The sequence below is a fragment of the Dyella sp. 05T440 genome, from assembly GCF_056395965.1.
In genome coordinates, this window is sequence record NZ_JBFTKN010000005.1 from 456238 (window position 1) to 482444 (window position 26207).

Here is a 26207-nt window from a genome sequence, read left to right on the forward strand (position 1 = left end):
GGACACGGTGCGTCAGTGGCTACGAGCTTGGTTTACGCCGGCGCCGGATTCTCTGGCGGCGATCAGCATGCACAAAGGCAAGTCGCCGTGGGTGGATGCGGTGCATCTGCTGTGGTCGGTGTGGGTGTTCGTGATACCCGCGTTCGATCACTACACCTGGCAGTGGGCCTGGATCACTCTCTTCAGTTATCCGCTGTTCCTGATTCTGTATGCACAGGCTTGCATCGCGTCCCGGCGCCAGTCGCGTTACTACGCCTTGGCCCTGGTCGCCTTGTCGATGCTGCTGCTGCGCTGGTACCCCAGCGGGCTCACTTATTTCGTGTACGGCACCATCATGCTGCGCAGCTGCCGCATGAAGCTGAGCATCTACATGGGGCTGCTCGCAGTCCTCAACGTGATGCTCATCGTCGAGGTGCGCCTGCTGCACTATCCGTGGCAGGCGATCATCTGGATACCCGTCACCTCGATCATTGTCGGCCTGGTGGTGCACGCCGAGCGCCTCAGTGAAGAAAAGGAAGCCGAGCTTCGGCTGTCGCACGATGAAGTACGCCGGCTGGCGGCGCTGGCCGAGCGCGAGCGTATCGGTCGCGATCTGCATGACTTGCTGGGACACACGCTGTCGCTGATCACCTTGAAGCTGGAGCTGTCGCGCAAGCTGTTCGATCGCGATACCGAAGCGGCCAAGCGCGAAATGGCCGAGGCCGAACGTGTGGCCCGGCATGCTTTGCAGGAGGTTCGCACGGCGGTGTCGGGCATACGCGCCACCGATCTGGCCGCCGAACTCGCCGCGGCGCGACTGATGCTGGAATCGTCGGCCGTATCGTTCGAATGCGGCGAGCTGCCGCCTTCCTTGCCGGTCGAGGTCGAGCGAGGACTGGCACTCGTCCTGCGCGAAGCCGTCACCAACATCGCGCGGCACGCGCGAGCGAGTCGTGCGCGGGTGCTCACCGACGTGGCCAATCAGACGCTGAAGCTGTGCATCCAGGACGATGGCCGCGGCGGCATCGATGTACAAGGCAATGGCCTCAAGGGCATGTGCGAACGGGTCAAAGCACTGGGCGGCACCCTGGAGGTGCTCTCGCCGGTGGGACAAGGCACCCGCCTAATCATCACCGTGCCGCTGCGTCCGCGCTCGGTATTTCGCGACCTTGGCCAGATCGACGGGACGCCCGATTCGCCGGCGACGGGTTGGTCACCGCAGGAGCGGCAGGCGACATGAGCCGTTGGCTGAAACCGCATCCCGACTCCCTGCTGGGCAGGCTCGGTTCCTCCAGTTACCTGCGCTGGGAGGCCATGGCGAATCTGGTGTGGGTCGCTGCGCTGCTGATCGGGCCGATCACCGATCCCCGGGCCGTATGGACGCGCTGGCTGGTGCCCACGCTGATCTCAGTGCCGCTGTATCTGTATTTGCACTTCAAGGTATACACGGCGCCCTATCGACAACTGGCCTGGTATGCCGCGGGCATCGCTGTGCTCGGTTTGATGGTGTGGCCTTACAACGGCGTGGCGATCGGTTACGTAGTCTCCTCGGCCATGTGCTTTGCCTACCTGTCGTCGGTGCGTCGCTGGCTGACGGCCTTGGCTATCCTGGCCATGCCTACGGCTATCGTCGCCTATGAGCTGCATGTCTCGCCCTGGGTCATGCTGTTGATCGTCTTCGTGTCATTGACCTCTGGCTTTGGGCATTTCCTGCGCATGAACAACCAGCGCAAGGACGTGGCGCTGCGTCTGTCGCAGGAAGAAGTACGCCGCCTCGCCACCCTGGCCGAACGCGAACGCATTGGCCGCGACCTGCACGACTTGCTCGGTCACACCTTGTCGCTGGTGGCGCTGAAGTCCGAACTCGCGCGCAAACTCGCGCTGGTCGATGCGGAGCGCGCCCAGCGTGAAATGGAGGAAGTCGAACGCGTCGCGCGCCATGCACTGGCCGAAGTGCGCACGGCGGTAACCGGCATGCGGCGCGGCGATCTGGCCGCGGAACTGGTGTCGGCCCGGCTCATGCTGGAAGCCTCCGGCGTCGGTTTCCATGGCGCTTTTCCCTGCGAGGTCCAGCTGCCCGCCCAGGTCGAAGCGCCGCTGGCCCTGGTGTTGCGTGAAGCGGTGACGAATATCTATCGCCACGCCAAGGCGAACACCGCGCGCGTCGACTTCACCATCGACAGGCACAGCTTCCACATGCGGGTTACGGATGACGGTTGCGGCGGCCTGAGCGTGCATGGCAATGGCGTGAGCGGCATGCGTGAACGCGTGCGTGCGCTGGGCGGCAGCCTGCAGATCGATTCGCCGCCGCGGCATGGCACGGTGCTGACCGTGCAGGTGCCCTTGGGCAAAGAGCAGATGTCGGTCGCCGCATCCGAGGCGTCCGACATGGAGTTGAACAACAGGAGTGCCGCATGATTCGCGTATTGCTGGCCGAAGATCAGGCCATGGTGCGTGGCGCGCTGTCCGCGCTGCTCAATCTCGAAAGTGATATCGAAGTGCTTGGTTCGGCGGCGGATGGTGAGTCGGCGTGGCGCGAATTGCAGCGTATCAAGCCCGACGTGCTGGTCACCGATATCGAAATGCCTGGCCTGACCGGGCTGGAGCTCGCGCAGCGCATCCAGCGCCATGACATGCCGATCAAGGTGATCATCGTGACCACGTTTGCGCGGCCGGGTTTTCTTCGCCGCGCCCTGGATGCCGGCGTGTCCGGCTATTTGTTGAAGGATGCGCCGGCGGAGAACCTGGCCGAAGCGCTGCGCATGGTCCATCGCGGCGGACGCGCCATCGATCCGCAGCTGGCGCTGGAGGCCTGGTCCGAGGCCGACCCGCTGAACGATCGCGAGCGGCAGGTGCTGCGCCTGGCAGGCGAGGGGCAGTCGGCCAGCGACATCGCCACCCAGCTCAACCTGTCGCATGGCACCGTTCGCAACTACTTGTCCGAGGCCATCGGCAAGCTTGGCGCCGCCAATCGCATCGAGGCATATCGGCTGGCACGGCAGAAGGGTTGGTTGTAGCCGGCGCGTTCGGGAGCAATCGCGGGCGCGCCTTGTCCTGGCCTCGCCACGCCCCCGGCAGAGGGCCCGCCGCGGGTTTTGCGCGATAATGGCCTATTCGACGCCAGTATCCCGCCGTGAAGAAGACCGATTTCGATTTTGAATTGCCGCCCGAGCTGATTGCGCAGGCACCGCTGTCCGAGCGTTCGGCCAGCCGCCTGCTGGTGCTCGACGTGGATGCGCAGTTGCGCCAGGACCGCATGTTCCGCGAACTGCCGACCTTCCTGCGTGAGGGCGACCTGCTGGTGTTCAATGACACGCGCGTGCTGCCTGCGCGCCTGTACGGTCGCAAGGACAGCGGCGGTCAGGTGGAAATCCTGATCGAGCGCGTCACCGGTGCGCACGAAGCCACAGTGCAGCTGGGGGTGAGCAAGAAGCCGAAAGAGGGTGGCCGCATCGAGCTGGCTGATGGCAGCCATGCCGTGGTGCTGGGACGCGATAACTCATTCTTCCGTCTGCACTTCGAATCGCCCGAACCGCTGGAGCGGCTGCTGCTGAAGCTCGGCGAAATGCCGCTGCCGCCGTATATCGAACGCCACGCCGATGCCAGCGACATGGAGCGCTACCAGACGGTCTTCGCGCGCGAGCCGGGTGCGGTGGCGGCGCCCACGGCCGGCCTGCATTTCGATGAGGCGATGCTGGCGACGCTACGCGAGCGCGGCATACAGTTTGGCTACGTGACCCTGCACGTGGGCGCGGGCACGTTCCAGCCGATACGTGCCGATGACATCAAGGATCACCAGATGCATCGCGAGTGGCTCAACGTGGGCGCAAGCCTGGTAGAGCAGATCCGCCGCACGCGTGCCGCCGGCGGTCGCGTGATCGCGGTGGGCACGACGGTGGTGCGCGCACTGGAGAGCGCCGTGCGCGATGGCGAGCTGCAGCCGTTCGCGGGCGAAACGCAGATCTTCATTTTCCCGGGCTACAAGTTCAGCAGCATCGACGGCTTGCTGACCAACTTCCACCTGCCGCAATCGACCCTGCTGATGCTGGTGTCGGCGCTGGCGGGGCGCGACTTCATGCTGGGCTCGTATCGGCATGCGGTGGAACAGAAGTACCGGTTTTTCTCCTACGGCGATGCGATGTTGATTTTGCCCAAGGGCTGAAAGACAGAAACCCTCACCTGTGGGAGCGCACCCTGTGCGCGACTGCCACGCCTGGGTGTACCGCTTCGTAGGCATGTCGCGCACAGGGTGCGCTCCCACAGGGGGGGGCGTTTTCGGCCTCCAAAGCACGAAATCGCCGGACAGGCGATAATTCCCCCTATGACTTCCATGACTTTCGAACTCCAGGCCACCGACGGCGCGGCCCGCCGTGGCCGTCTCACGTTTGACCGCGGCACGGTGGAAACGCCGGCCTTCATGCCGGTCGGCACCTATGGCTCGGTGAAAGCGATGACCCCGCGGGACGTCCGCGAGATCGGCGCCGAGATCATCCTGGGCAACACCTTCCACCTGTATCTGCGCCCCGGCCTCGAGGTGGTGGAGCAGTTCGGCGGCCTGCACAAGTTCATTGGATGGGACAAGCCGATCCTCACCGATTCCGGCGGTTTCCAGGTGTTCTCGCTGGCGCACAAGCGCAAGATCACCGAGGAAGGCGTGGCCTTCGCATCGCCCGTTGATGGCTCGAAGGTGTTCCTGTCGCCGGAAGAATCGATGCGCATCCAGAAGGTGCTGGATTCGGATATCGCGATGATCTTCGACGAGTGCACGCCGTATCCGGCAACGGAGAAGGTGGCGTCCACCTCGATGGAATTGAGCCTGCGCTGGGCGGAGCGTTCGCGCCGCGCGTTTGACGATCTAAAGAACCCCAATGCGCTGTTCGGCATCGTGCAGGGCAGCGTCTACGAAAACCTGCGCCGCCGCTCGGCGGAGGGTTTGGTGAACATCGGCTTCGATGGCTACGCCGTCGGCGGCCTCGCCGTGGGCGAGCCGGAGGCCGAGCGCAATCACGCGCTGGATTTCACCGTGCCCCTGTTGCCGGCCGACAAGCCGCGCTACCTCATGGGCGTGGGCCGTCCGGAGGACATCGTGGAAGCGGTGCGCCGCGGCATCGACATGTTCGATTGCGTCATGCCCACCCGCAATGCCCGCAACGGATTCCTGTTCACGGCCGAGGGCACGCTGCGCATCCGCAACGCCAAGTTCGCGCTGGACACGCGCGTGATCGAGGAAGGCTGCGACTGCTACGCCTGCAGCAACGGCTTCAGCCGCGCCTACCTGCGGCATCTTGACCGCTGCAACGAGATCCTCGGCAGCCAGCTCGCCACCATGCATAACCTGCGGCATTACCAGCGGTTGATGGCGGGGCTGCGCGAGGCGATTGCGGCGGGGATGCTGGAGGACTTCGTGGCGGAGTTCTATGCGCGCAGGGCGGGCGGAGTGGTGGCCTGAGCTTGAGGTTGGCACGAACCTCGAGCCCGTCATCCGGGCGCAGGCCGGAAGGACGGGCTAGCGGGGGCCCTTTCGGGGAACCTTCCGACCCTCGCCCCGGTCCAGCCCTTGCAAACCACGCCTCCCGACGCCAGAACCCTTCACGGGCGGGCCTTGCAGCGCATGCAGGGGCCGGGGGCGCGTGGCATAATCCACGATCTTTTATCAGGTGTTGTCAGAAAACTCTGGCAATACCGCTACTTGCGAGACGAGCTGATGACTTTTCCGATGTCCTATGTGATTGCCCAGGCCGCTCCCGCAGCCGCTCCGGGGGGTAATCCCCTGATGAGCCTGGCCCTGCCGATCCTGCTGCTGGTGGTCATGTTCTTCGTCATGATCCGCCCGCAGATGAAGCGTCAGAAGGAGCACCGCGCCATGCTGACGGCCCTGTCCAAGGGTGACGAAGTGGTCACCAACGGCGGTATTGCCGGCAAGGTGGAAGAGATCGGTGAGAGCTTCATCACGGTCGAAATCGCCCCGAACGTGAAGATCAAGGTGCAGAAGGGCGCCGTGCAGCAGGTCCTGCCCAAGGGCTCGCTGAAGTCGTCCTGACGACTTGCCGGAGCGGAGGGGCTCCGGTCCACCGAAGCATTGCTCGCCACGGCTGCCTCAGCCGTGGCTTTTGACGGATTCAAGGCATGAGTGATTTTCCACGCTGGAAATATGCGCTGGTCGCCATCGTATTGGTGCTCGGTATTGTTTACGCGTTGCCCAATGTGTTCTTGCCGGTGCCTGCCGTGCAGATCACGGCCAACCGCAACGGGACGGTTGACCAGTCGATCGAACAGAAGGTGGTCGACGCGCTGAAGAAAGCCAACGTCGCCACGACCGGCGTCGAGCTCAATGGCGATCACCTGCTCGCCAGCTTCGCCAATGCCGACGTGCAGAAGAGCGCAGCCGATGCCATCAAGGCCTCGCTGGGCGATGACTACACGGTGGCGTTCAACCTGAAGTCGACGGTGCCGCATTGGCTGACGTCCATCGGCGCCAAGTCGATGCCGCTGGGCCTGGACCTTCAGGGCGGCGTGCACTTCCTCATGGAGGTCGATCAGAACGATGTGATCGACAAGCAGGAAACGCGTTACGCGGACGACATCCGCAGCCTGCTGCGCGAAAAGAACATCCGCTACGACTCGGTCGTGCGCAACCCGCAGCGCGGGCAGGGCGTGTCGGTGGTGCTCAAGTCCGCCGCCGACCGCACCGCTGCCGGCAACGCCATCACGGCGGACTATCCCGATCTGGCCGTGACGGACGGCAACGCCACCGGCGATCGTTTCCCGCTGAACGCGGCGGTGCGTCCGGACAAGGCGCGTGAGCTGTCGCTCAACACCATCCGCCAGAACCTGGGCACGCTGCGCAACCGCATCAACGCGCTGGGCGTGTCCGAGCCGATCATCCAGCAGCAGGGCGACAGCCGCATCGTGGTCGAGCTGGCCGGCGTGCAGGATACGGCCGAGGCGAAGAAGCTGATCGGCGCCGTGGCGACCCTGGAATACCGCTCAGGCTACGGCACGCCGCAGCAGGCGGTGGACGCTGCCCGCACCGGCATCGTTCCGCCCGACGCGCGCCTGTACAAGGATCGCGACGGCCGTCCGTATCTGCTGAGCAAGAACATCATCGTCACCGGCGACCAGCTGGTGGATGCTTCGTCCAGCTTCGACCAGCAGAGCGGCAGCCCGGCAGTGTCGGTGACGCTCAATGCGGCCGGCGCCAAGAAGATGCTCGACTTCACCACCAGCAACGTCGGCAAGCCGATGGGCGTGGTGTACGTGGAGCGCGTGGTCGACACCAAGGTGGTCGACGGCAAGGAAGTGCGCACGCCGAAGGTCACGGAAGAAGTGATCAACTACGCCACCATCAACGGCGTGTTTGGCAAGAACTTCCAGACGACCGGTCTGCGCAGTCCCAAGGACGCCTCCGATCTTGCGCTGCTGCTCAAGGGTGGTTCGCTGGCGGCGCCTGTGGACATCGTCGAAGAGCGCGTGATTGGTCCCAGCCTGGGTCAGGACAACATCCAGAAGGGTCTGCGCGCCGTGACGCTCGGCCTCGCCCTGGTGCTGCTGGCCGCTGCGTTCTACTACAAGCTGTTCGGTCTCGTGGCCGACGTGGCGCTGTTCTTCAACCTGGTGATCCTGATTGCCGTGATGTCGGCGGTCGGCGTGACGCTGACCATGCCGGGCATCGCCGGTATCGTGCTGACGCTGGGTATGGCGATCGACGCGAACGTGCTGATCTGCGAACGCATCCGTGAAGAACTGCGTAACGGCTCGTCGCCGCACGCGGCGATCCGCGCTGGTTACGACAAGGCGTGGGCCACCATTCTCGACGCCAACGTTACCCACCTTATTGCCGCACTCGCGCTGACCACGATGGGCTCGGGCCCGATCAAGGGCTTCGGCGTGACGCTGCTGATCGGTATCCTGACCTCGATGTTCACCTCGGTCACCGTGACGCACGCGATCACCGCGCTGATCCATGGTCATCGCAAGCTCAAGACGCTGTCGGTCTGAGGAATAAACACAAATGGAAATCTTCAACCACAACGCCAACGTGAACTTCCTCGGCATGAGGAAGTTCAGCGTGGGTATCGCGATCTTGCTGATGATTGCCTCCATCGCGCTGATCACGGTCAAGGGACTCAACTACGGTCTGGACTTCACCGGCGGCGTGTCCATGGTGATGGACTACGACAACGCGGTGCAGGTCGGCGAAGTACGCGACGCGCTCGAAAAGGGCGGCATGGAGCATGCGCTGGTGCAGAGCCTGGGCGGCACCAAGGAAGTGTCCATTCGCCTGCAGCCGAAGGACGATCCGAACTCCGGCGTCGCCAACGGCGGCAAGGTGAACCTGGACAAGATCGCCGACGACGTCACCAAGGCCCTGCAGGCCGCGCGTCCGGATGCCAAGCTCAAGAGCCGCGACTACGTCGGCTCCGCCGTGGGCGAAGAGCTGCGCAGCGACGGCATCGTGGCTGCCATCGTGGTGGTGCTGGGCATCGGCTTGTACCTGGGTATCCGCTTCGAATGGCGTTTCGCCGTGGCGGCCATCGCCACCGAGGCCCACGATGCGCTGGTGACGGTCGGCATCTTCGCGTTGACGCAGCGCGAGTTCGACCTGACCGTGCTTGCCTCGGTGCTGGCGGTGATCGGTTACTCGATCAACGACAAGGTGGTGGTGTTCGACCGCGTGCGCGAACTGTTCCGCCTGGCCCGCAAGGCCGAGCCGGAAGAGATCCTCAACCGTTCGATCAACAACACGCTGTCGCGTACCATCATCACCGCGCTGTTCACCGGCATCACCATGGCCGCGCTGTACTTCTTCGGTGGTCCCGCGGTGCACGGCTTCGCCATCACGATGCTGATCGGTATTCTGGTGGGTACGCTCTCCTCGATCTTCGTGGCGAGCCCGATCCTGCTGTGGCTGGGCGTGTCCAAGCAGGACCTGATGCCCAGGACCAAGGAAAATCCGGAGTTGGCGCGTCGTCCGTAACTGGCTCGCTGCTTTCGCTGAGAAGAGGCCCGGGGATTCCCGGGCCTTTTTCTTTGTGTGACTTCCAGGCTGGCCCATGTGCGTGCAGGACTTCCCCGATTGAAGGTCGCCTGCACCGAACACTAGGATGGGCCAACACTGTCTCGGCCTCTCGCATGTTTCGCGCTCCGAACCTCTGGAATGAATTCTTTGCGATCGTGCTGAGGCAACCCAGGCCAAGCGCCAAGGTGGCGGCAACGTTTCCGGAAGTCCGACGTTTCAGTACGTCGAATGGACCGGTCAGCAGCGTTGTGGTCCCCATCATGATCATCGGACTGCTTGGCGACATCCCGCTTTCATGGGTGCTGGTGTCGCTCTGCCACCCCGCCCATCCATGGTTGATCCATGGCATCGTTTTTATCGCCGGGCTGTATGCGGTCGGATGGGCATTGGCGGTGCGCAGCACAAGCTGCTCGATTCCCCATGCAATCGATGAGCACGCGCTGTGGCTAGGTGGTGGCATCCATTACGGCGGGAACATCCCGCGATCTTCCATTCGCCGCGTCCTTGCGTTCCACGAATCTCGTCAGGCCTGGGCGGGGGGCCATCAAATTCCCCTGAGCGATGTGCTGGTAGTCAGTCGACCCGATGCTCCCAACGTGGCAATAGAACTTGAGGAATCGGCCATGACCCAGGTGCGTTTGAGCCGTAAAGGGAAGGACGTTGCTGCACGCCGCTGGATCCTGCTGTACGTGGACCGCCCCGGCGAGTTTGCGACGGCAGCATCCTGAGTGGAGTCGCTGCGGGGACACGGCGAGGCAGATATCTAAGCGGTCTCAGTGGAGGCCTGAACTCCGGAAACACCGGCCGAAGTTTCTTCCACAGCATGCGCCGGCTGCAGCACATGATGGGCCAACCCATGCAGATCCAGCTGCTCGACCGGAATCGGCTCGTAGCTGGGGCTGAAGGCCACCTCGCCAAACTTCCATCCCGACGGCCGACGCACCGCTCCCCAGAAGCGCTTGGCCGCATTCCAGTGCAATCCGACGAGCCCATGGTTGTTGTCGTCGTCCACCATCGGATCGCCCACGCCGGTGGGACGCAGCGGTTCGTTGTACAGCGCCGTTCCGAACACCACGTCCCAGATCGAAAACACCTGGCCGAAGTTGCAGTTGTGCAGGGTCGGTCGGGTCGGGTCGACCAGCATGTGGTGAAGGCGGTGGAACTTCGGTGACACGAATACGCGGTTGAACACCGGGCCGAAGGCGATGCGCACATTGGCGTGCGAGAAGTTCTGCACCAGTTCGCCCATCAGCACCAGCCACGCGAACTGCTCGGGCTCCACGCCCATCACGATGCCCACGCTGGCGAGGATCATCGACTGGATGAAGCCGTCGATCAGGCTGCCGCGATCATTCGTCCAGCAGCTCATCTGGCGCGTGCTGTGGTGCATGCTGTGCAGCGCCCACCACCACGGCAGCGCGTGCTGCAGGCGGTGCATCCAGTAGTACACCAGGTCGTAGATCACGTAGTAGCAGCCGAACAACAGCCACGGATGCTGCTTCAGCCACGGCACCCAGTGCGTGATGGCGAGCGGCGAGGCGCTGGCGTCGCCGGGGCCGGTGTCGGGTCCGCCAAAGTAAGTGGCGATGGGCGTGAGGATGAGATAGCTGAAGATCGGAAAGATGCCGACCAGCATCAACACGGTGTACTGGAAGTCGACCTTGGTGAGCTTGCGGTGTTCCCATCGTTCTGCCGGCACGACGCTTTCCAGCGGCCGGAAGATCAGACCGATCACGCAGAGCTGGAACGCGGCGATCAGCAGCGAGCCGGAGATATCGATTGGATCGCCGGCGAGGCCTTCCAGGTGCAGGAACTGCAGCACTGGCAGTACACCGTGGTTGGCGAACCAACTGACCAGATGGGACCACAGTTCGGACATCGTCGACACCTTGCGAGATAACGTGTCGGTCCTGCAGGCGGGGAGCGGAGCGGGGCGCTACAGAACCGGGCAGTTCAGGATACCGCCGGCTGCCGGCCGCATCCATCCGGCAGGATTTTGCGGCAGGCCACCTTTCGCTTAGCTGCCGCGCAAATGCGCGTCCAGCTCCGTCAATTGGGCCGGATTGCCCAGGTTGCGCCAGAAGCCGTCGTAGCATTCCCCGCTAAGCTGGTCGGCGCGCATGGCTTGTTGATACAGCGGCAGCAACTTGAAGCGACCGGGTGCGTGCCCGCGCAGGAATTCGGGGCGATAGACGCCGATATTGCCGAAGGTGAGCCGCTCGCCTGAACCGTCTTCGTGGAGCTGGCCCTGATCCAGCACGAAATCGCCCGTGGCATGCCAGTCAGGATTGGGCACCATCACCAGGTGTGCCAGGCCCGATGGCTCAAGCGGCAGCGCGGCATAGTCGTAGTCGCTGTAGATATCCGCGCTAACGGCGATAAACGGCTCGGGTCCCAGCAAGGGCAGTGCGTTGAGCATGCCGCCGCCGGTTTCCAGCGGTGTGGGACCTTCGTAGGCGTAGCGGATGCGCAGGCCCCAGCGCGAACCATCGCCGAGCACATCGGGAAATTGATCCGCCAGGTGCGAGGTGTTGATCACCACGTAACGCACATCAATGGCAGCCAGTTTTTCCAGATGCCACTCGATCAGGCGCTTGCCGCCCGCCTCCAGCAAAGGCTTGGGCGTGTGATCGGTGAGCGGTCGCATGCGTTCGCCCAGGCCGGCGGCGAAGATCATGGCGTGTCTCATGCGGCGACTACCTGGGTAAGATCGCGACCTTCCGCATGCTGCTTCAGCAGCGCCACGAAGTCCGCCAGTTCGGGATAACGCTCTGCCACCGACACAACGTAGTGATACACGCGCGGCACGTCGGCGAGGTAGCCGGGCTTTCCATCGCGATACCACAAGCGATAGAACTGGCCGAGCACGCGGATATGGCGATGCATGCCGGTGAGATCGAACCAGCGCAGGAAACGTTCGCCGTCGATCTTTTCATCGATCACACCTGCGTTGAGCAGGCGCTGCCGATACGACTCGACCCAGCCTTCCACGCGCTCGCGCGGCCACACGATGTAGGCATCGCGCAGCAGCGAGGCGAGATCGTAGGTGATCGGGCCAGACAGCGCGCCCTGGAAATCGATCACCCCGGGATTGTTGTGATCGACGATGAGCAAATTACGGCTGTGATAATCGCGATGCACGAAACGGCGCGGCTGTTCCAGCGCATTGCGGATGATCACGCTGAACGCGGCTTCGAGCACATCCCATTCGTCGCAGGTGGGCGTGTAACCGAGGTGTTTGCCGAGAAACCATTCCGGCATCACTTCCAATCCGCTTACCAGGCGTGCGTGATCGAACAGCGGCAGATCGGCGTGATCCATGCGTGTCTGCATCAACAACAATGCATCCATGGCGTCGCCGTAGAGGCGATCGGCGCTGTCGTCGTTCAAGGCGGGTAGGTAGAGCTGCGTGCCGAGGTCTTCTATCAGCAGGAAGCCCTGCTCCAGATCCTTCGCGTGCACCGCCGGCACATGCAAACCCGCGTCGGCAAGTCGTTGGCCGATGGCCAGCCACGGGCGAGGGTCTTCCTGCGCGATCGGTGAATCCATCACCACCCAGCTTTTGCCGCCATGCTCCGTGCGCCAGTAGCTGCGGAAGCTGGCGTCCGACGAGGCCGATTCGAGGGTGAGCGTGGGGTCGCCAAGGGCGGAGCGGGTCCAGGCGAGGCGGGCGGCGGCGCGGTCGGGAACGGTGGTCATGGTCGGCTGGACGTGGCGATGAGAGAAGCTTAGCGGGTATTCGCCTCATCTTGCCGGGAGCCAGAGCAGGGCTGAAATCTACCGTGGGAAATCTACTGTGGGAGCGAACCCCTCTGCCCAAAAGGAAAGAGGGGATGAGAGAGCGCACTCACGACAGGTTGTACGCCTTCTCCTCGTGCAACGAGAGATCCAGGCCAACCTGCTCCTGCTCATCGTCCACACGCAGCCCAATAGTCCAGTCAATCAACTTCAGGATAAGCAGACTCAACACGGCGCTCCACACCACCGTAAAGCCCACGCCTTTGGCCTGTATCCACAACTGCCCGAACAGCGATTCCACCGTGCCGAAGCCGCCGAGCTTGGGCGAGGCCAGCGGGCCGGTGAGCAGGGCGCCGATGATGCCGGCGATGGCGTGTACGCCGAACACATCCAGCGAGTCGTCATAGCCGAACTTGTGCTTGAGGCGCGTGGCGCTGAAGAAACAGACGACGCCCGCAATCAGGCCCAGCACGAGCGCGCCGCCGGGCCCGGCCGTGCCAGCGGCAGGCGTGACAGCAACAAGCCCCGCAACCGCGCCAGAAACAATGCCCAGCACGCTGGGCCGCCCATGCACGATCCATTCGATCGCCAGCCAGCCTAGTGCGGCGGCGGCGGTGGCGATCTGCGTCACCAGCATCGCCATGCCGGCGCTGCCGTTGGCGGCCACGGCCGAGCCGGCATTGAAGCCGAACCAGCCCAGCCACAGCAGGCTGGCGCCCACCACGGTGTAACCCAGGTTGTGCGGCGGCATCGGCACGTTGGGATAACCGCGGCGCTTGCCGATCACCAGGCAGGCCACCAGGCCCGCGATGCCCGCGTTGATGTGCACCACCGTACCGCCGGCGAAATCGAGCACGCCCAGATCGCCGAGGAAGGAGCCCGGCCCGCTCCACACCATATGCGCCACCGGCAGATAGACGATGGTCAGCCACAGTCCGCTGAACCACAGCAGCGCGCTGAACTTCATGCGTTCGGCGAAAGCGCCGATGATCAGGGCGGGCGTGATGATCGCGAAGGTCAGCTGGAACATCACGAACACGCTTTCGGGAACCGTCTGATAGCGCGAGTCAGGTTTCAAGCCCGCAAGAAACACGCGATCGAGTCCACCGATGAAGGAGTGCAGGTTGGTCACGCCGGCCTGCATGCCTTCCGTGCTGAAGGCCAGCGAGTAGCCATAGACCATCCACAGCACCGACACCATCGCGGTGATGGCGAAGCACTGCATCAAGACCGACAGCAGGTTCTTCGCACGCACCATACCGCCGTAGAAGAGCGCGAGCCCCGGAAGCGTCATCAGCAGCACCAGCGCGGTGGCGGTGAGCATCCACGCGGTATCGCCGCTGTCGATATGGGTGGGCGCGGCGGTGGTCTGTGCCCAGGCAGATGAGGTGGCCAGGAGACCGAGGAGAGCGAGCAGGGGGCGTGAGGTCTTCAGGTCAAAGCGCATCGACGTCGACCTCCTGCGTGCGAATGCGGATGGCCTGTTCCAGCTCGCTCACGAACACCTTGCCGTCGCCGATCTTGCCGGTGCGCGCGGCGGCGACGATGGCCTCCACCGCCCGGTCGAGCTGCTCGTCGGCCACGGCCACCTCAAGCTTGAGCTTGGGCAGGAAATCCACCACGTATTCCGCACCCCGGTACAGCTCGGTATGCCCGTGCTGGCGGCCAAACCCCTTCACCTCGGTGACGGTCATGCCCGTCACTCCCACCTCGGTCAGCGCCTGGCGGACGTCGTCCAGCGTGAACGGTTTGATGATGGCCGTAATCCACTTCATCCCCAACGCTCCCCGTACGGTAGATATGTCGCGGTGCAGCAGGATGCGTGCCATGGGCGGTGTGCGGCCGCCCATGATTCCTCATCGTCATTCCAGCAAAAGCTGAATTCCAGCGACTTTCAATGGGTTGGAGGAGAGGCAAAGCCACTGGATCCCCGCTTTCGCAGGGATGTCGGTGCGGGAAGGGGGATGTTTTCGTCAGCCGGCCGCGTGACCTTGCCCGGAAAGGGGGCGTTCTCCCCAGGACAAATCCCGCTTTTGGTGCATTGCCGCGGTTTGACCCCACCGGCATTAATCAGTACCATTTTGGTACCGATTCCCCGCAGTCTCGTGGCCGATTCCCCCATGCTCCGCGTCAGCCGACTCACCGACTACGCCACCGTGGTGATGACCTGCATCGCCGCCCATCCTGACGACGTGCTCAGCACGGCGCAGATCGCCGACGAGGCGCGCCTGGAGCTGCCCACCGTGAGCAAGCTGCTCAAGTCGCTGGGTCATGCGGGTCTGGTGGAGTCGTTCCGCGGCGTCAATGGCGGCTACCGCCTGGCACGCCCTGCGGACGACATCACCCTGGCCCAGATCGTGGAAGCGCTCGAAGGCCCCATCGGGATGACCGAATGCAGTCTCGCCGAAGGTCAGTGCGATCGTGAATCGCTGTGCGGCGTCCGCTCCAACTGGCAACACGTCAACAGCGTCGTGGACAGCGCGCTGCGTGCAGTCAGCCTGTCCGACATGCTCAAACCACCCAGTCGTCGTATCGACGCCAACCTGATCGGATGACCGCCAGGCCATCCATGACGAACGCCCACGACGACACGAAGAACACCATGACCATCGAAACCACTGAACGCAGCGACCTCTCCGCCACGACACTTCGCGACAACGCCGAAGTGGCAGAAGCGCTGGGCCGTCGCTACGAAGCCGGCTTCGTCACGGACATCGAGACCGAGTATCTGCCGGCCGGTCTGTCCGAAGACATCGTGCGTCAACTTTCCGCGCTCAAGAAAGAACCCGAGTGGATGACGGAGTGGCGCCTCAAGGCGTATCGCCACTGGCTCACCATGCCGATGCCGGACTGGGCCAAGTTGAATCTGAAGCCGATCGATTACCAGTCGATCAGCTACTACGCCGCGCCCAAGTCCGGCCCGAAGTCGCTGGACGAGGTCGATCCGAAGCTGCTGGAAACCTACGACAAGCTGGGCGTGCCGCTGCACGAGCGCGCCAAGCTCGCCGGCGTCGCGGTCGATGCGGTGTTCGATTCGGTCTCCGTAGGCACCACTTTCCGCAAGGAACTGGCCGAAGCCGGCGTGATCTTCTGCTCGATGAGCGAAGCCATCCGCGAACATCCCGAACTGGTGCAGAAGTACCTGGGCAGCGTGGTGCCGACGGGCGACAACTTCTTCGCCGCGCTCAATTCGGCGGTGTTCTCCGATGGCTCGTTCGTGTTCATCCCCAAGGGCGTGCGTTGCCCGATGGAGCTGTCCACCTATTTCCGCATCAACGCCATCAACACCGGGCAGTTCGAGCGCACCCTGATCGTGTGCGAAGACGATGCCTACGTGTCCTACCTCGAAGGCTGCACGGCGCCGATGCGCGACGAGAACCAGCTGCACGCAGCGGTGGTTGAGCTGGTGGCGCTGGAGCGCGCGCAGATCAAATATTCCACCGTGCAGAACTGGTACCCGGGCGACGAGAACGGCGTGGGCGGCATCTATAACTTCGTCACCAAGCGTGGCGACTGCCGCGGCAACGATTCCAAGATTTCGTGGACGCAGGTGGAAACCGGCTCGGCGATCACCTGGAAATACCCCAGCTGCGTGTTGCGCGGCGATCGTTCGGTGGGCGAGTTCTACTCCGTCGCGCTCACCCATCATCGCCAGCAGGCCGACACCGGCACCAAGATGATCCACATCGGCAAGGGCACCAAGTCGAAGATCGTCTCCAAGGGCATCAGCGCCGGCCGCAGCAACAACAGCTATCGCGGCCTGGTAAAGATAGAGAAGGGCGCCGAAGGCGCGCGCAATTACACGCAGTGTGATTCGCTGCTGATCGGCAAGAAGTGCGGCGCGCACACCTTCCCGTACATGGAAGTGAAGAATCCCTCCTCCATCGTCGAGCACGAGGCGACCACATCGAAGATTTCCGACGACCAGCTCTTCTATTGCCGCAGCCGCGGCATCGGCGAGGAAGACGCCGTGTCGATGATCGTCGACGGCTTCTGCAAGCAGGTCTTCCGCGAGCTGCCGATGGAGTTCGCGGTGGAAGCCAAGAAACTGCTGGAAGTGTCGCTGGAAGGCGCGGTCGGCTGATCGCCTTCACCGCTGCATCCGATCCTTATTTTGAACATGCGACGCCCCGGCGTCGCCCACTGAAGAAACCGTCATGCTGAAGATCGAAAACCTGCACGCCCGCGTCGAGGGCAAGGACATCCTCAAGGGACTCACGCTCAGCGTGAACGCCGGCGAAGTGCACGCGATCATGGGCCCCAATGGCGCGGGCAAGTCCACGCTGGGCAATGTGCTCTCGGGTCGCGACGGTTACGAAGTGACCGAAGGCTCCGTCACCTTCAACGGCGTCGATCTGCTGTCGCTGGAGCCGGAAGAACGCGCCGCTGCCGGTGTGTTCCTGGCGTTCCAGTACCCGGTGGAAATCCCCGGCGTCAATAACACCTACTTTCTGCGCGCCGCACTCAATGCGCAGCGCAAGCAGCGCGGTGAGAAAGAGCTCGACTCCATGCAGTTCCTCAAGCTGGTGCGCGAGAAACTGAAGATCATGCAGATCTCCGACGAACTGCTGCATCGCGCCGTGAACGAAGGTTTCTCCGGTGGCGAGAAGAAGCGCAATGAGATCTTCCAGATGGCCGTGCTGGAACCGAAGCTGGCGATCCTGGACGAGACCGATTCGGGCCTGGACATCGATGCGCTCAAGCAGGTGGCGCAGGGCGTGAACGCGTTGCGTTCGGCTGAGCGCGGCTTTCTGGTGATCACCCATTACCAGCGCCTGCTCGACTACATCGAACCCGATTTCGTGCACGTGCTGGCCGATGGCCGCATCGTTGAAAGCGGCGACAAGACGCTGGCACTGAAGCTGGAAGCGCAGGGCTATGCGTGGGTGAACGACAAGGATCCCGCGCTCACTGGAGCCTCGGCATGAGCGAAGCCCAGCGCACGCCCTTCGTCGAATCGCTGCTGGAGGCTGCCGCTCAGGCTCAGCTGCCGGGCAGCGGCATCGGCTGGCTGGATGCCGCGCGCCGCGAGAACCTCGATGCCTTCGTGGCCGGCGGCCTGCCGGATACGCGTATGGAGGCGTGGAAGTACACCGCGCTGCGCGCGCTGGCTCAACGGCGATTCGCTGCCGGCGATGCGCAGGCGTCCACGCGTGCGATCGATATCGACCGCTATGCGCTGGCCGGTATCGACGGTCCGTCGCTGGTGTTCGTCAACGGCGTGTTCCGTCAGGATTTGTCTGGCGTGGACAACCTGCCGGCCGGCCTGACGCTGCAGCCGCTGTCGCAGGTGCTGCAGGGCGATGCCGAACCGCTGCGGTTTGCCTTGTCGCGTCACTATCGCGATGGCGGCGACGTGTTTGCTCGCCTCAACGCCGTGCTTGCCGGTGATGGCGTGGTGCTGCGTGTGGCCGCTGGCACGAAAGTTTCGAAGACCGTCCGCGTGCTGTTCATCGGTGCGCCGGCGGACGCCGCGCTTGCATCGCATGTGCGCCAGGTCATCGAGCTGGGCGAGGGCGCTGAGCTCTCCCTGGTCGAACAGCACGTAGCCACCGATTCCCATCAGAACCTCGGCACCCAGGTCACCGATATGGTGCTGCGCCAGGGCGCCAAGCTACGTCACGTGACGTTGCAGGATGCTTCCGACGCCAGCACCTTGGTGCGCCATGACAGCCTCCAGCTGCATGCCGAAGCGCACGCGGCAATGTATGTGCTGGAGCTCGGCGGCTCGCTGGTGCGCCACGACCTGCACGCCGTGCTGGCAGGCGACAAGTCGCGCCTGGACACGGGCGGCGTGTTCGCCCTGCGCGGTCGCCAGCATGTGGATACGCAGATGTCGATCCGCCACCAGGCGCTCAATACGACGTCCGAGTCGGTGTGGCGTGGTGTGGCCGACGAGCGTTCGCGCGGCGTGTTCCGCGGCGCCATCGTGGTGGCCGAAGGCGCTGATGGCAGCGACGCCAGCTTGAGCAGCAAGAATCTCTTGCTGTCGGCCCAGGCCGAGATCGACACCAAGCCCGAACTGGAGATCTACGCCGATGAGGTGAAGGCGGCGCACGGTGCCACCGTGGGCCAGCTCGACGAGCGCTCGCTGTTCTATCTGCGCTCGCGCGGCATCCCGTTGGCCGAAGCACGCGCCATGCTCACCGCGGCCTTTTGCCGTGCCGTGTTCGAGTCCCTGCCGGACGAGGGATTGCGCGAGCACATCAACGAACGACTGATGGCGCAATTGCCTTCCGCCTGACCGGCGGCCCGACAGCAATCAGGCGAAACGAACACGATGAACGCACAGACCAAGCCGAGCCCGACCGTTTTCGACGTCCAGCGCATCCGCGCGGATTTCCCGCTGCTGTCGCGCACCGTGCACGACAAACCGCTGATCTATTTCGACAACGCCAATACCAGCCAGAAGCCGGAGAGCGTGATCGAGGCAGTGGATGCGCACTATCGCCATCACAACGCCAACGTATCGCGCGCCGTGCATCTGCTGGGCGAAGAGGCGACGGCGGCCTATGAAGGCTCGCGCGACAAGCTGGCCCGCTTCATCAACGCCACCTCGCGCAATGAGCTGATCCTCACCTCGGGCACGACCCAGGCGATGAACCTCATTGCCTACAGCTATGCGCTGCCGCGCCTGAAGGAAGGCGATAGCATCCTCACCACGGTGATGGAGCACCACGCCAACATCGTGCCGTGGCAGATCGCCGCCTCGCGCACCGGCGCCACGGTGAAGGCGGCGCCAATCGACGAGCGCGGCGAGCTGATCCTCGAGAAGTACATCGAGATGCTCACGCCCGACGTGAAGCTGGCTTGCGTCACGCATGTGTCGAACGTGCTGGGCACGGTCAACCCGGTGCGCGAGATCGCGCGCGAATGTCGCAAGCGTGGCATTCCCCTGGTAGTCGACGGCTCTCAGGCGGTGCCGCATCGCCCGGTGGATGTGCAGGCGCTGGGCTGCGACTTCTACGCCTTCACCGGCCACAAGATGTTGTCGCCCACCGGCACTGGCGGCCTGTGGGCACGCAAGGAGCTTCTCGACGCGATGCCGCCGTTCTTCGGCGGCGGCGAGATGATTCGCGAAGTGAGTTTCGCCGGCACCACTTTCGCCACAGCGCCGCACAAGTTCGAGGCGGGCACGCCCAATATCGCCGGATTCGCCGGCGTCACTGCGGCGATCGACTACTACGACTCCGTGGGCTTCGAAGCCATCCATGCCTGGGAGCAGCAGCTGCTCTCCTATGCCACGGAGCGCCTGCGCGAAATCCCCGGCCTGCGCCTGTTTGGCGAGGCGAAGGAAAAGGAGCCCGTGATCTCGTTCCTGATCGAGGGTGCACAAGCCACCGACCTGGCCACGCTGCTCGACCTTCAGGGCGTTGCCGTGCGCTCGGGCCACCACTGCGCCCATCCGCTGATGCAGTTCTTCCAGGTGCCGGCCACGCTGCGCGCTTCGTTCGCGTTCTACAACACGCGCGAAGAGATCGACGCCTTCGTGACCGCGCTGCTCAAGGTGCGCAAGCTGCTGATGTGAAGCGGTGGCGTCAGGGCTTGGCCATGTTCGGCGCGACGCATTGGTGATCGCGGAACAGCGCCCATTCCTCGCACGCCCGTCCATCCTGGAAGATGCCGCTGACGTTGCCGGCGGCGTCCTTGCGCAGATCGAGCCGCCCGCCTTGCTGCACGCAATAGGTCGACGCGGGGTTGGCGAGGCCGGCCTTGCCCGCGACGGGTGGAGCGGGTGGCGGCGTGGCACACGCTGCGAGCGCGCAGGCGAGCAGGGTCGTGATGGCATGTCTCATGGCAACGCCTCCTCGATAGGCCATACGCATGACATGTTGCGACTAGCTTGCCACACCAACGAAAACGCCGCGGCATGACCGCGGCGCTTTGCTCGCTTACCAGGCGATAGCCGTTACCAGATCTTCACCTGCTTGTCGGCTGAACGCACCATCACATCGTTCGCCTTGCACTGGAACGCCTGTGCAAAGGCCGGCATGTTCGACGGTGCGCCGATGGCGCGGAACTGCGCAGGTGCGTGCGGATCGGTGTTGAGCAGGGTGAGCTGCGCTTCCGGGCGGATGCTGCCGCGCCAGACGCGACCCCAGTTGAGGAAGAAACGCTGGTCCTGCGTGTAGCCGTCGATCTTCTTCTTTGCTTCGGCCGGGTTGCGGGCCAGGGCCATCTGCAGTGCGTCGTACGCCGCGTTGAGGCCGCCCAGGTCGCCGATGTTCTCTCCCATGGTCAGCTTGCCGTTGACGAACTTGCCCGGCAGCGCTTCGTAGTGATTGAACTGGTCGGCGAGGCGGTCGGTGCGTGCTTCGAAGGCCTTGCGGTCTTCGTCGGTCCACCAGTTGACGTTGTTGCCCTTCGCGTCGAACTTGCTGCCCTGGTCGTCGTAGCCGTGGCCCATTTCGTGGCCGATCACGGCGCCGATGCCGCCGTAGTTCAGGCCGTCATCGGCCTTGGCGTCGAAGAACGGCGGCTGCAGGATGGCGGCGGGGAACACGATCTCGTTCTTCAGCGAGTTGTAGTACGCGTTCACCGTCTGCGGCGTCATGCCCCATTCGGTGCGATCAACCGGCTTGCCGATCTTGTCGACCATGTAGTCGTAGTTGAACTTGTCGGCGGCCTGGACGTTCTGGAAATAGCTGTTGCCGCTGGGAATGGTCAGGCCGGCCCAGTCGCGCCACTTGTCCGGATAGCCGATCTTCGGCGTGAAGGTAGCCCACTTTTCCAGCGCCTTCTTCTTGGTCGCTTCGCTCATCCACGGCAGGTTTTCGATGCGGTTCTTGTAGGCCGCACGCAGATCGCCCACCAGCTGTTCGGCGCGCGCCTTGGATTCCGGCGAGAAGGTCTGCGCCACGTAGAGCTGGCCCAGCGCCATGCCCATGCCGCCTTCCACGCTGTCGAGCGTGCGCTTCCAGCGTGACTTCATTTCCTTCTGGCCGTTGAGCGTCTGCGCGTTGAAGGCGAAGTCTTCCTGCTGGAACGGCGTGGAGAGATACGGCGCGGCCTCATCGATCGCATGGAAGCGCAGATACGCCTGCCAGTCGCTGGCGGGCACGTCGGCCAGCATCTTGTCGAACTCGGCGAAATACTTCGGCTGCGAGAGCGAGAAGCCATCCTTCACGTCCGCGCCCTGGGCCTTGAAGAACGCGGCCCACTCGAAGTGCGGCGTCGCCTTGTCGGCGTCGGCGATGCTGACGAAGTGATAGCGGTTTTCCGGCTGGCGCAGTTCGGTGGGCACCAGCGACGCGGCGGCGAGGCGCGTCTCGAACGCCATCACGGCCTTGGCCTGCTTCTGTGCCTCGGCTTCGCTCACGCCCACCAGCTGCAGCGTGCGCGCGATATGCGCGACGTAGGCGGTACGGATCTTTTCGAAGTCCGGCTTGCTGTAGTAATCGGCCGTCGGCAGGCCCAGGCCGCCCTGGTTGGCATAGGCGATCTGGCGGCTGGAATCCTTGAAGTCCGCGTTGCCGAAGAAGCGGAACGTCACCGGGTTGCCGCGGGCGTAGCTGTCGGTGATATAGGCGACCACGTCCTTGCTGTTCTTCAGCGCGTCGATGCGCGCGAGCTCCGGCTTGATCGGGTCGTAGCCGGCCTTTTCGATGGCGGCTTCATCCATGCCCGAGGCGTAGAAGTAACCGATCTTCTGTTCGATCGAGCCAGGCTGCGCGCTGGCGACATTCTTGGCGGCCTTGTCGACGATGCTGTGCTGCACGTTGAGGCTGTCTTCGCGCAGCGCATCGAACGAACCCCAGCGCGTGCGGTCGGCGGGAATCGGATTGGCGGCGAGCCACTTCGCATTGACGAAGCCGTTGAAGTCGTTGCAGGCGCTCTTGTTGGTGTCCAGCTCCTTCACGTCGAAGGAGCCGCCGGGGGCGGCCAGCGCGCCGGTGCACAGAGCCAGGCCCACGGCCAGCGCGAGCGGTTTCACAATGCGGTTCTTCATGGATTCTCCCTGGTGGGATGCATGGCGTGCATCCGGTCGTGGTCATACGCAGGGCGCTCGGCCCCAATCCACAGGCTAGGCAGGGGTGTCAGGGAGCCGACAGTGTCGAAGGTCATTGTGCGGTGCGATGACGACAGCGAGCGGTATCATGTGGGGATGATGACTGCGTCTGAACTCCTTTATCGCACCGCTGCGGCCGCCGACGTGCCGGCCGTGGTGACCCTCGTCGAATCGGCTTACCGCGGCGAATCCGGCCAGCGCGGCTGGACCACCGAAAGCCACCTGCTGGACGGGCAGCGCACCGATGCGCAAAGCGTGTCCGAGCTGATCGGTCGCGAAGGCAGCAAGATCTTGCTGGCCGAACGCGATGGCGTCCTGCTCGCCTGCTGTCATATCGAACGGCAGGGCGGGGCCGGGTACTTCGGCATGTTTGCGGTGAATCCCCAGCTGCAGATGGGCGGCATCGGCCGGGCCCTGCTGGCCGAAGCCGAGCGCGTGGCGCACGCCTCGTGGCAGGTGCCGGCCATGCGCATGACGGTGATCGTGCAGCGTGCCGAACTGATCGCCTGGTACGAACGCCGCGGCTACCAGCTCACCGGCGAAACGCTGCCGTTTCCCTATGGCGATGAACGCTGCGGCCTGCCGCGCCGCGACGACCTGCATTTCGTGTGCATGAGCAAGCCGTTGGGCGAGGTGTTCGCATGAATCTCGCCGACTGGATCTTCGTGGGCACGCGCAGCGAGATGTTGCCGGGCGAATTCAAGGTGGTGTGGGATGGCGACACGGCCATCGCCGTCTACAACATCGACGGCGATCTCTACGCCATCGAAGACGTCTGCAGCCACGATGGCGGCGACCTCGCCGGCGGCGAGGTGCACGGTTTCGAAGTGGAGTGCCCGCGTCACGGTGCGCGCTTCGACGTGCGTACGGGCGCCGTCACTTGTCCGCCCGCGTACGAACCGATCGCCAGTTTTCCGGTGCACGAAGTCGACGGGCAGATCTGGACGCGCGACGATCGTTGAAGGGGAGCGCTTGTTCCCGGTTCAGAAACGGTAGACGAAGGCCAACGTGGTGGTGAGCTGATTGGCCGAGCCATAGCTGCGCACCAGCGGGCTGCCGGATGCATCGCCCAGCAAGCGCGTGTAATTGATCGCCACGGCAAAGCCAGTGTGCATGCTGGTGGGCATATACGCGTCGTATTCGAGCGAGATCTGCTGGCCGCCGGCATTCGGTGACCATGGCGATACGCCAAGCTTGCTGGCCTGATCGGGCGATACGCCAAAGAAGCGACGCATCGCCGGCCCGTTCATCGCCTGCCATTGCAGCTCCAGGCTGTGGTTGAGATAACCGATGACGGGCAGGTCGTAGTCCGCATACACGTTGAGATAGGCGCCGGCGCCTTGCGTGTCGTGCGCCAGATTGCCGCCCAGGCTGAACTGCGTGGTGGCCTGGTATTCCAGATAACCGCCGCCGTTGATGCGCGGCGATAGCGACTCGACGATGCCGCCTAGCCTGGGGCCGAGTTCGTCGCGGTCGCGGCCCCACAGGTAGTTGCCGTAAAGTCCGCCGCGCCACTTGCCGCTATGGATGAAATCCACGGTGAGGCCATCGAGCGTCGACAGCGTGATATGCCAGGGCAGCTCGGCATCGATATAAGGCACGGCCTGGTTGCGATGATCGCTGGAGCCGAGCCAGGCCGGCATGCGCTGCACGCCCGCGCCGAGAATGATGTTGGGGCCTTCGGTCGCGTCGTCCGCGCTGGCGATCGAGCACAACGCGCAGCCGGACAGCAGCGCACTGGCGGCAACACGGCGCAGCAGCATGCCGATCCGGATCACGCGCCAGGTTTGGCGCGCGCGCCTGCGTTGTCGCCGAACTGAACGATCACACGCTGGCCGATGCGCAGCGACGACGGCGGCGTTTCATCGAACACCAGCACGCATTCGACGGTTCGCGTGTTGGCGCGAATGAGGGGATCTTCCTCGAGCGCACTGGGACCGAACACGGTGCCGATGCGCTGCACATGCGCGCCCAGCGTCGGCACGCCGCTGCCGCTGTCATCAACGACCTGGGCATGCATGCCTTCGTGCACGGCGCTCACAAACGATTCGTTGAGTTCGGCACGCACGATGCGCGCGCCTTCGGGCAGCAGCACGAAGGCCGCGCCGCCTTGCGGCGATACCGTGGCGCCGGGCTGGATGTCGCGCTCGACAATCTGTGCGTCCACGGGCGCAACGAGGCTGCGCTGCGCCAGCTCATAGCGCGCCGCTTCCAGCTTCTGCGCGGCCATGGCGTCGGCGGCGCGCACATTGTCGAGTTCGCCCTGCAGCTGGGTGGCGGCATCCCTGGCGTCATCGGCGCTCTGCCCATCGCCAGCCCCGGCTGCCGCCGCTGCCTGCAGGCGCGTGGCGCGTTGCTGTGCTGCCTTCAGGCGCGCTTCCAACGAGCTGCCTTGGGCCCTCGCCTGTTTCTGTTCGGCTTCGGCCGCGCTCACGGCAAGCTGCGCAGGCTTGGTGTCGAGCACGGCCAACACCTGGCCCTTTTTCACATGGTCGCCTTCGCGGACCTTGATGTCGGCCACCACGCCTTCGCGCGGCATGCTGAGCTTGAGCAGGCCGCCTTCGATATCAACACGGCCGCGCGCCACCGCCGCATACGTGGCAGTGGGTGCGGTGGACGACGTCGACTTGCCGCTGTCGTCATGCGAGCAGGCAGCCAGCACGGGTGCCACCAGCACCAGGGCAAGCAGGGAATGTAGCGGGCGCAAGGTCATGCAGAAGGGTCCTCGTGCCCTGACGTCAATGTCGCAGAGGGCACACGGTCACTAAGGATACGGCCATCTTCCATGGCGAGCACGCGGTCTGCGTGGCCAACCAGTCGAGGATCGTGGCTGACGCACAACACGGTGGTGCCGTGCGTGCGTGCGATGCGGTGAAGAATATCGATGACGATCTGCCCGTTCGCGGCATCGAGCGCGCTGGTGGGCTCGTCGGCAAACAACAGGCCCGGCTCCTTGGCGAGCGCCCGTGCAATCGCCACGCGCTGCTTTTCGCCGCCGGAGAGTTCGGAAGGGCGCAGCTCCATGCGCGGGCCCATGCCCACTTCTTCCAGCGATGCCACCGCGCGACGGCGCGCTTCGCCGGGTGCCAGGCCGAGATAGCTCAGCGGCAATTCCACCTGTTCCAGCGCATTGAGCGCCGGAAAAAGATTGAAACCCTGGAACACGAAACCGGTGTGCAGCAGACGGAAGCGCTCGAGCTCGCGCATGCCGAGCACGCCCAGGTCCTGTCCCAGCGCCATCACATGGCCGCTGTCGGCTGCCTGCAGGCCGCTCAGGATGGCGAGCAGCGTGCTCTTGCCGCAGCCGGAAGGTCCGGAGATGAGGGTGAGTTCGCCGGCGTGCACGTCCAGCGTGAGGTCGTGCAGCACGGTGTGGTGGATCGGTCCCGACGAGAACGATTTGGTGACGTTGCGTGCCTGCAACGACACCGTGGGCATGGCCTGTGGCTGCGCGCTCATCGC

26 protein-coding genes are annotated in these 26207 nt (G+C 64.1%); 16 read left to right on the top strand and 10 right to left on the bottom strand.

Features of this window, described 5'->3' with window-relative positions; translation table 11 throughout:
- The first annotated feature begins 67 nt into the window (after window positions 1-67).
- The 9 genes from AC1DE1_RS08925 (at window position 68) to AC1DE1_RS08965 (ending at window position 9726) form a co-directional block, all read left to right on the top strand.
- Window positions 68-1219, top strand: a complete 1152-nt coding sequence (locus AC1DE1_RS08925) for a sensor histidine kinase (protein WP_477175420.1) — start codon at window positions 68-70, stop codon at window positions 1217-1219.
- The gene (locus tag AC1DE1_RS08930; protein WP_477175421.1) at window positions 1216-2397 is read left to right on the top strand and encodes a sensor histidine kinase; all 1182 of its coding nucleotides are present in this window, start codon (window positions 1216-1218) and stop codon (window positions 2395-2397) included. The genes AC1DE1_RS08925 and AC1DE1_RS08930 overlap by 4 nt, the downstream gene beginning before the upstream one ends.
- Window positions 2394-2996, top strand: coding sequence for a response regulator transcription factor (locus tag AC1DE1_RS08935; RefSeq protein ID WP_477175422.1), 603 nt, complete (start codon window positions 2394-2396; stop codon window positions 2994-2996). Before AC1DE1_RS08930 ends, AC1DE1_RS08935 begins: the two co-directional genes overlap by 4 nt.
- Window positions 2997-3112: 116 nt before the next feature.
- Complete coding sequence (queA, locus tag AC1DE1_RS08940; RefSeq protein WP_477175423.1) at window positions 3113-4141, top strand: tRNA preQ1(34) S-adenosylmethionine ribosyltransferase-isomerase QueA; 1029 nt, start codon at window positions 3113-3115, stop codon at window positions 4139-4141.
- Between the two features lie 159 nt (window positions 4142-4300).
- Entirely contained in the window at window positions 4301-5428 is a 1128-nt protein-coding gene (gene tgt / locus AC1DE1_RS08945; RefSeq protein ID WP_477175424.1) for a tRNA guanosine(34) transglycosylase Tgt, read from the top strand.
- 255 nt (window positions 5429-5683) lie between these two features.
- A complete protein-coding gene (yajC, locus tag AC1DE1_RS08950; protein ID WP_441602696.1) occupies window positions 5684-6019 on the top strand; it encodes a preprotein translocase subunit YajC in 336 nt (111 codons plus the stop codon).
- Between the two features lie 86 nt (window positions 6020-6105).
- A complete protein-coding gene (gene secD, locus AC1DE1_RS08955) occupies window positions 6106-7977 on the top strand; it encodes a protein translocase subunit SecD (protein ID WP_441602617.1) in 1872 nt (623 codons plus the stop codon).
- Between the two features lie 13 nt (window positions 7978-7990).
- Window positions 7991-8956, top strand: coding sequence for a protein translocase subunit SecF (gene secF, locus AC1DE1_RS08960; protein WP_477175425.1), 966 nt, complete (start codon window positions 7991-7993; stop codon window positions 8954-8956).
- 302 nt (window positions 8957-9258) lie between these two features.
- Window positions 9259-9726: a hypothetical protein gene (locus tag AC1DE1_RS08965; RefSeq protein WP_441602619.1), complete on the top strand. Its 468-nt coding sequence runs from the start codon at window positions 9259-9261 to the stop codon at window positions 9724-9726.
- 35 nt (window positions 9727-9761) lie between these two features.
- Here the strand turns inward: AC1DE1_RS08965 and AC1DE1_RS08970 are convergent, their stop codons facing one another.
- From AC1DE1_RS08970 to AC1DE1_RS08990, 5 genes are all read right to left on the bottom strand, one after another.
- Window positions 9762-10877 (bottom strand): sterol desaturase family protein, encoded by a 1116-nt coding sequence (locus AC1DE1_RS08970; protein WP_477175427.1) that lies wholly within the window; start codon window positions 10875-10877, stop codon window positions 9762-9764.
- Between the two features lie 138 nt (window positions 10878-11015).
- Entirely contained in the window at window positions 11016-11687 is a 672-nt protein-coding gene (murU, locus tag AC1DE1_RS08975) for an N-acetylmuramate alpha-1-phosphate uridylyltransferase MurU (protein WP_477175428.1), read from the bottom strand.
- A complete protein-coding gene (locus AC1DE1_RS08980) occupies window positions 11684-12697 on the bottom strand; it encodes an aminoglycoside phosphotransferase family protein (protein ID WP_477175429.1) in 1014 nt (337 codons plus the stop codon). Before AC1DE1_RS08980 ends, murU begins: the two co-directional genes overlap by 4 nt.
- 148 nt (window positions 12698-12845) lie before the next feature.
- Window positions 12846-14183, bottom strand: a complete 1338-nt coding sequence (locus AC1DE1_RS08985; RefSeq protein ID WP_477175430.1) for an ammonium transporter — start codon at window positions 14181-14183, stop codon at window positions 12846-12848.
- Entirely contained in the window at window positions 14173-14511 is a 339-nt protein-coding gene (locus tag AC1DE1_RS08990; RefSeq protein WP_477175431.1) for a P-II family nitrogen regulator, read from the bottom strand. Before AC1DE1_RS08990 ends, AC1DE1_RS08985 begins: the two co-directional genes overlap by 11 nt.
- Window positions 14512-14856: 345 nt before the next feature.
- Between AC1DE1_RS08990 and AC1DE1_RS08995 the strand changes: the two genes are divergently transcribed.
- The 5 genes from AC1DE1_RS08995 to AC1DE1_RS09015 all read left to right on the top strand — a co-directional run bounded on the left by AC1DE1_RS08995 (window position 14857) and on the right by AC1DE1_RS09015 (window position 20264).
- Window positions 14857-15291, top strand: coding sequence for an SUF system Fe-S cluster assembly regulator (locus AC1DE1_RS08995; protein WP_046970009.1), 435 nt, complete (start codon window positions 14857-14859; stop codon window positions 15289-15291).
- A 47-nt stretch (window positions 15292-15338) separates the two neighbouring features.
- Entirely contained in the window at window positions 15339-16820 is a 1482-nt protein-coding gene (gene sufB / locus AC1DE1_RS09000) for a Fe-S cluster assembly protein SufB (protein WP_477179064.1), read from the top strand.
- A 73-nt stretch (window positions 16821-16893) separates the two neighbouring features.
- A complete protein-coding gene (gene sufC, locus AC1DE1_RS09005; protein WP_477175432.1) occupies window positions 16894-17664 on the top strand; it encodes a Fe-S cluster assembly ATPase SufC in 771 nt (256 codons plus the stop codon).
- A complete protein-coding gene (sufD, locus tag AC1DE1_RS09010; protein ID WP_441602626.1) occupies window positions 17661-18980 on the top strand; it encodes a Fe-S cluster assembly protein SufD in 1320 nt (439 codons plus the stop codon). The genes sufC and sufD overlap by 4 nt, the downstream gene beginning before the upstream one ends.
- A 36-nt stretch (window positions 18981-19016) precedes the next feature.
- Window positions 19017-20264, top strand: a complete 1248-nt coding sequence (locus AC1DE1_RS09015) for an aminotransferase class V-fold PLP-dependent enzyme (protein ID WP_477175433.1) — start codon at window positions 19017-19019, stop codon at window positions 20262-20264.
- 10 nt (window positions 20265-20274) lie between these two features.
- Here the strand turns inward: AC1DE1_RS09015 and AC1DE1_RS09020 are convergent, their stop codons facing one another.
- Both AC1DE1_RS09020 and AC1DE1_RS09025 read right to left on the bottom strand, forming a co-directional pair.
- On the bottom strand, window positions 20275-20532 hold the full coding sequence (locus AC1DE1_RS09020) for a putative hemolysin (protein WP_477175434.1): 258 nt from the start codon (window positions 20530-20532) through the stop codon (window positions 20275-20277).
- Between the two features lie 113 nt (window positions 20533-20645).
- Window positions 20646-22685: a M13 family metallopeptidase gene (locus AC1DE1_RS09025; RefSeq protein WP_477175435.1), complete on the bottom strand. Its 2040-nt coding sequence runs from the start codon at window positions 22683-22685 to the stop codon at window positions 20646-20648.
- Between the two features lie 156 nt (window positions 22686-22841).
- Here AC1DE1_RS09025 and AC1DE1_RS09030 point away from each other — a divergent pair, with 156 nt between their 5' ends.
- On the top strand, window positions 22842-23390 hold the full coding sequence (locus AC1DE1_RS09030) for a GNAT family N-acetyltransferase (RefSeq protein ID WP_441602635.1): 549 nt from the start codon (window positions 22842-22844) through the stop codon (window positions 23388-23390).
- On the top strand, window positions 23387-23707 hold the full coding sequence (locus AC1DE1_RS09035; RefSeq protein ID WP_046970005.1) for a non-heme iron oxygenase ferredoxin subunit: 321 nt from the start codon (window positions 23387-23389) through the stop codon (window positions 23705-23707). Before AC1DE1_RS09030 ends, AC1DE1_RS09035 begins: the two co-directional genes overlap by 4 nt.
- Before the next feature lie 21 nt (window positions 23708-23728).
- On the opposite strand, the gene AC1DE1_RS09040 is transcribed toward AC1DE1_RS09035, so the two are convergent.
- From AC1DE1_RS09040 to AC1DE1_RS09050, 3 genes are read right to left on the bottom strand one after another with little or no spacing between them, the layout of a single operon-like run.
- Window positions 23729-24508, bottom strand: a complete 780-nt coding sequence (locus AC1DE1_RS09040) for a MipA/OmpV family protein (RefSeq protein ID WP_477175436.1) — start codon at window positions 24506-24508, stop codon at window positions 23729-23731.
- An 11-nt stretch (window positions 24509-24519) separates the two neighbouring features.
- Window positions 24520-25458, bottom strand: a complete 939-nt coding sequence (locus AC1DE1_RS09045) for an efflux RND transporter periplasmic adaptor subunit (protein ID WP_477175437.1) — start codon at window positions 25456-25458, stop codon at window positions 24520-24522.
- On the bottom strand, window positions 25455-26204 hold the full coding sequence (locus tag AC1DE1_RS09050) for an ABC transporter ATP-binding protein (RefSeq protein ID WP_441602638.1): 750 nt from the start codon (window positions 26202-26204) through the stop codon (window positions 25455-25457). The genes AC1DE1_RS09045 and AC1DE1_RS09050 overlap by 4 nt, the downstream gene beginning before the upstream one ends.
- Window positions 26205-26207 lie beyond the last annotated feature (3 nt).

Bases quoted from the DNA above. Each gene is read 5' to 3' on its own strand.
- AC1DE1_RS08970 (WP_477175427.1), bottom strand. From the start codon at position 10,877: ATGTCCGAACTGTGGTCCCATCTGGTCAGTTGGTTCGCCAACCACGGT.
- AC1DE1_RS09030 (WP_441602635.1), top strand. From the start codon at position 22,842: ATGATGACTGCGTCTGAACTCCTTTATCGCACCGCTGCGGCCGCCGAC.
- yajC (WP_441602696.1), top strand. From the start codon at position 5,684: ATGACTTTTCCGATGTCCTATGTGATTGCCCAGGCCGCTCCCGCAGCC.
- sufC (WP_477175432.1), top strand. From the start codon at position 16,894: ATGCTGAAGATCGAAAACCTGCACGCCCGCGTCGAGGGCAAGGACATC.
- sufD (WP_441602626.1), top strand. From the start codon at position 17,661: ATGAGCGAAGCCCAGCGCACGCCCTTCGTCGAATCGCTGCTGGAGGCT.
- AC1DE1_RS08935 (WP_477175422.1), top strand. From the start codon at position 2,394: ATGATTCGCGTATTGCTGGCCGAAGATCAGGCCATGGTGCGTGGCGCG.
- murU (WP_477175428.1), bottom strand. From the start codon at position 11,687: ATGAGACACGCCATGATCTTCGCCGCCGGCCTGGGCGAACGCATGCGA.
- AC1DE1_RS09050 (WP_441602638.1), bottom strand. From the start codon at position 26,204: ATGAGCGCGCAGCCACAGGCCATGCCCACGGTGTCGTTGCAGGCACGC.
- AC1DE1_RS08930 (WP_477175421.1), top strand. From the start codon at position 1,216: ATGAGCCGTTGGCTGAAACCGCATCCCGACTCCCTGCTGGGCAGGCTC.
- AC1DE1_RS08995 (WP_046970009.1), top strand. From the start codon at position 14,857: ATGCTCCGCGTCAGCCGACTCACCGACTACGCCACCGTGGTGATGACC.
- tgt (WP_477175424.1), top strand. From the start codon at position 4,301: ATGACTTCCATGACTTTCGAACTCCAGGCCACCGACGGCGCGGCCCGC.
- AC1DE1_RS08980 (WP_477175429.1), bottom strand. From the start codon at position 12,697: ATGACCACCGTTCCCGACCGCGCCGCCGCCCGCCTCGCCTGGACCCGC.
- AC1DE1_RS08985 (WP_477175430.1), bottom strand. From the start codon at position 14,183: ATGCGCTTTGACCTGAAGACCTCACGCCCCCTGCTCGCTCTCCTCGGT.
- AC1DE1_RS08965 (WP_441602619.1), top strand. From the start codon at position 9,259: ATGATCATCGGACTGCTTGGCGACATCCCGCTTTCATGGGTGCTGGTG.
- secD (WP_441602617.1), top strand. From the start codon at position 6,106: ATGAGTGATTTTCCACGCTGGAAATATGCGCTGGTCGCCATCGTATTG.
- AC1DE1_RS09040 (WP_477175436.1), bottom strand. From the start codon at position 24,508: ATGCTGCTGCGCCGTGTTGCCGCCAGTGCGCTGCTGTCCGGCTGCGCG.
- AC1DE1_RS09025 (WP_477175435.1), bottom strand. From the start codon at position 22,685: ATGAAGAACCGCATTGTGAAACCGCTCGCGCTGGCCGTGGGCCTGGCT.
- AC1DE1_RS09015 (WP_477175433.1), top strand. From the start codon at position 19,017: ATGAACGCACAGACCAAGCCGAGCCCGACCGTTTTCGACGTCCAGCGC.
- sufB (WP_477179064.1), top strand. From the start codon at position 15,339: ATGACCATCGAAACCACTGAACGCAGCGACCTCTCCGCCACGACACTT.
- AC1DE1_RS09045 (WP_477175437.1), bottom strand. From the start codon at position 25,458: ATGACCTTGCGCCCGCTACATTCCCTGCTTGCCCTGGTGCTGGTGGCA.
- AC1DE1_RS08925 (WP_477175420.1), top strand. From the start codon at position 68: ATGCACAAAGGCAAGTCGCCGTGGGTGGATGCGGTGCATCTGCTGTGG.
- AC1DE1_RS08990 (WP_477175431.1), bottom strand. From the start codon at position 14,511: ATGAAGTGGATTACGGCCATCATCAAACCGTTCACGCTGGACGACGTC.
- secF (WP_477175425.1), top strand. From the start codon at position 7,991: ATGGAAATCTTCAACCACAACGCCAACGTGAACTTCCTCGGCATGAGG.
- AC1DE1_RS09020 (WP_477175434.1), bottom strand. From the start codon at position 20,532: ATGAGACATGCCATCACGACCCTGCTCGCCTGCGCGCTCGCAGCGTGT.
- AC1DE1_RS09035 (WP_046970005.1), top strand. From the start codon at position 23,387: ATGAATCTCGCCGACTGGATCTTCGTGGGCACGCGCAGCGAGATGTTG.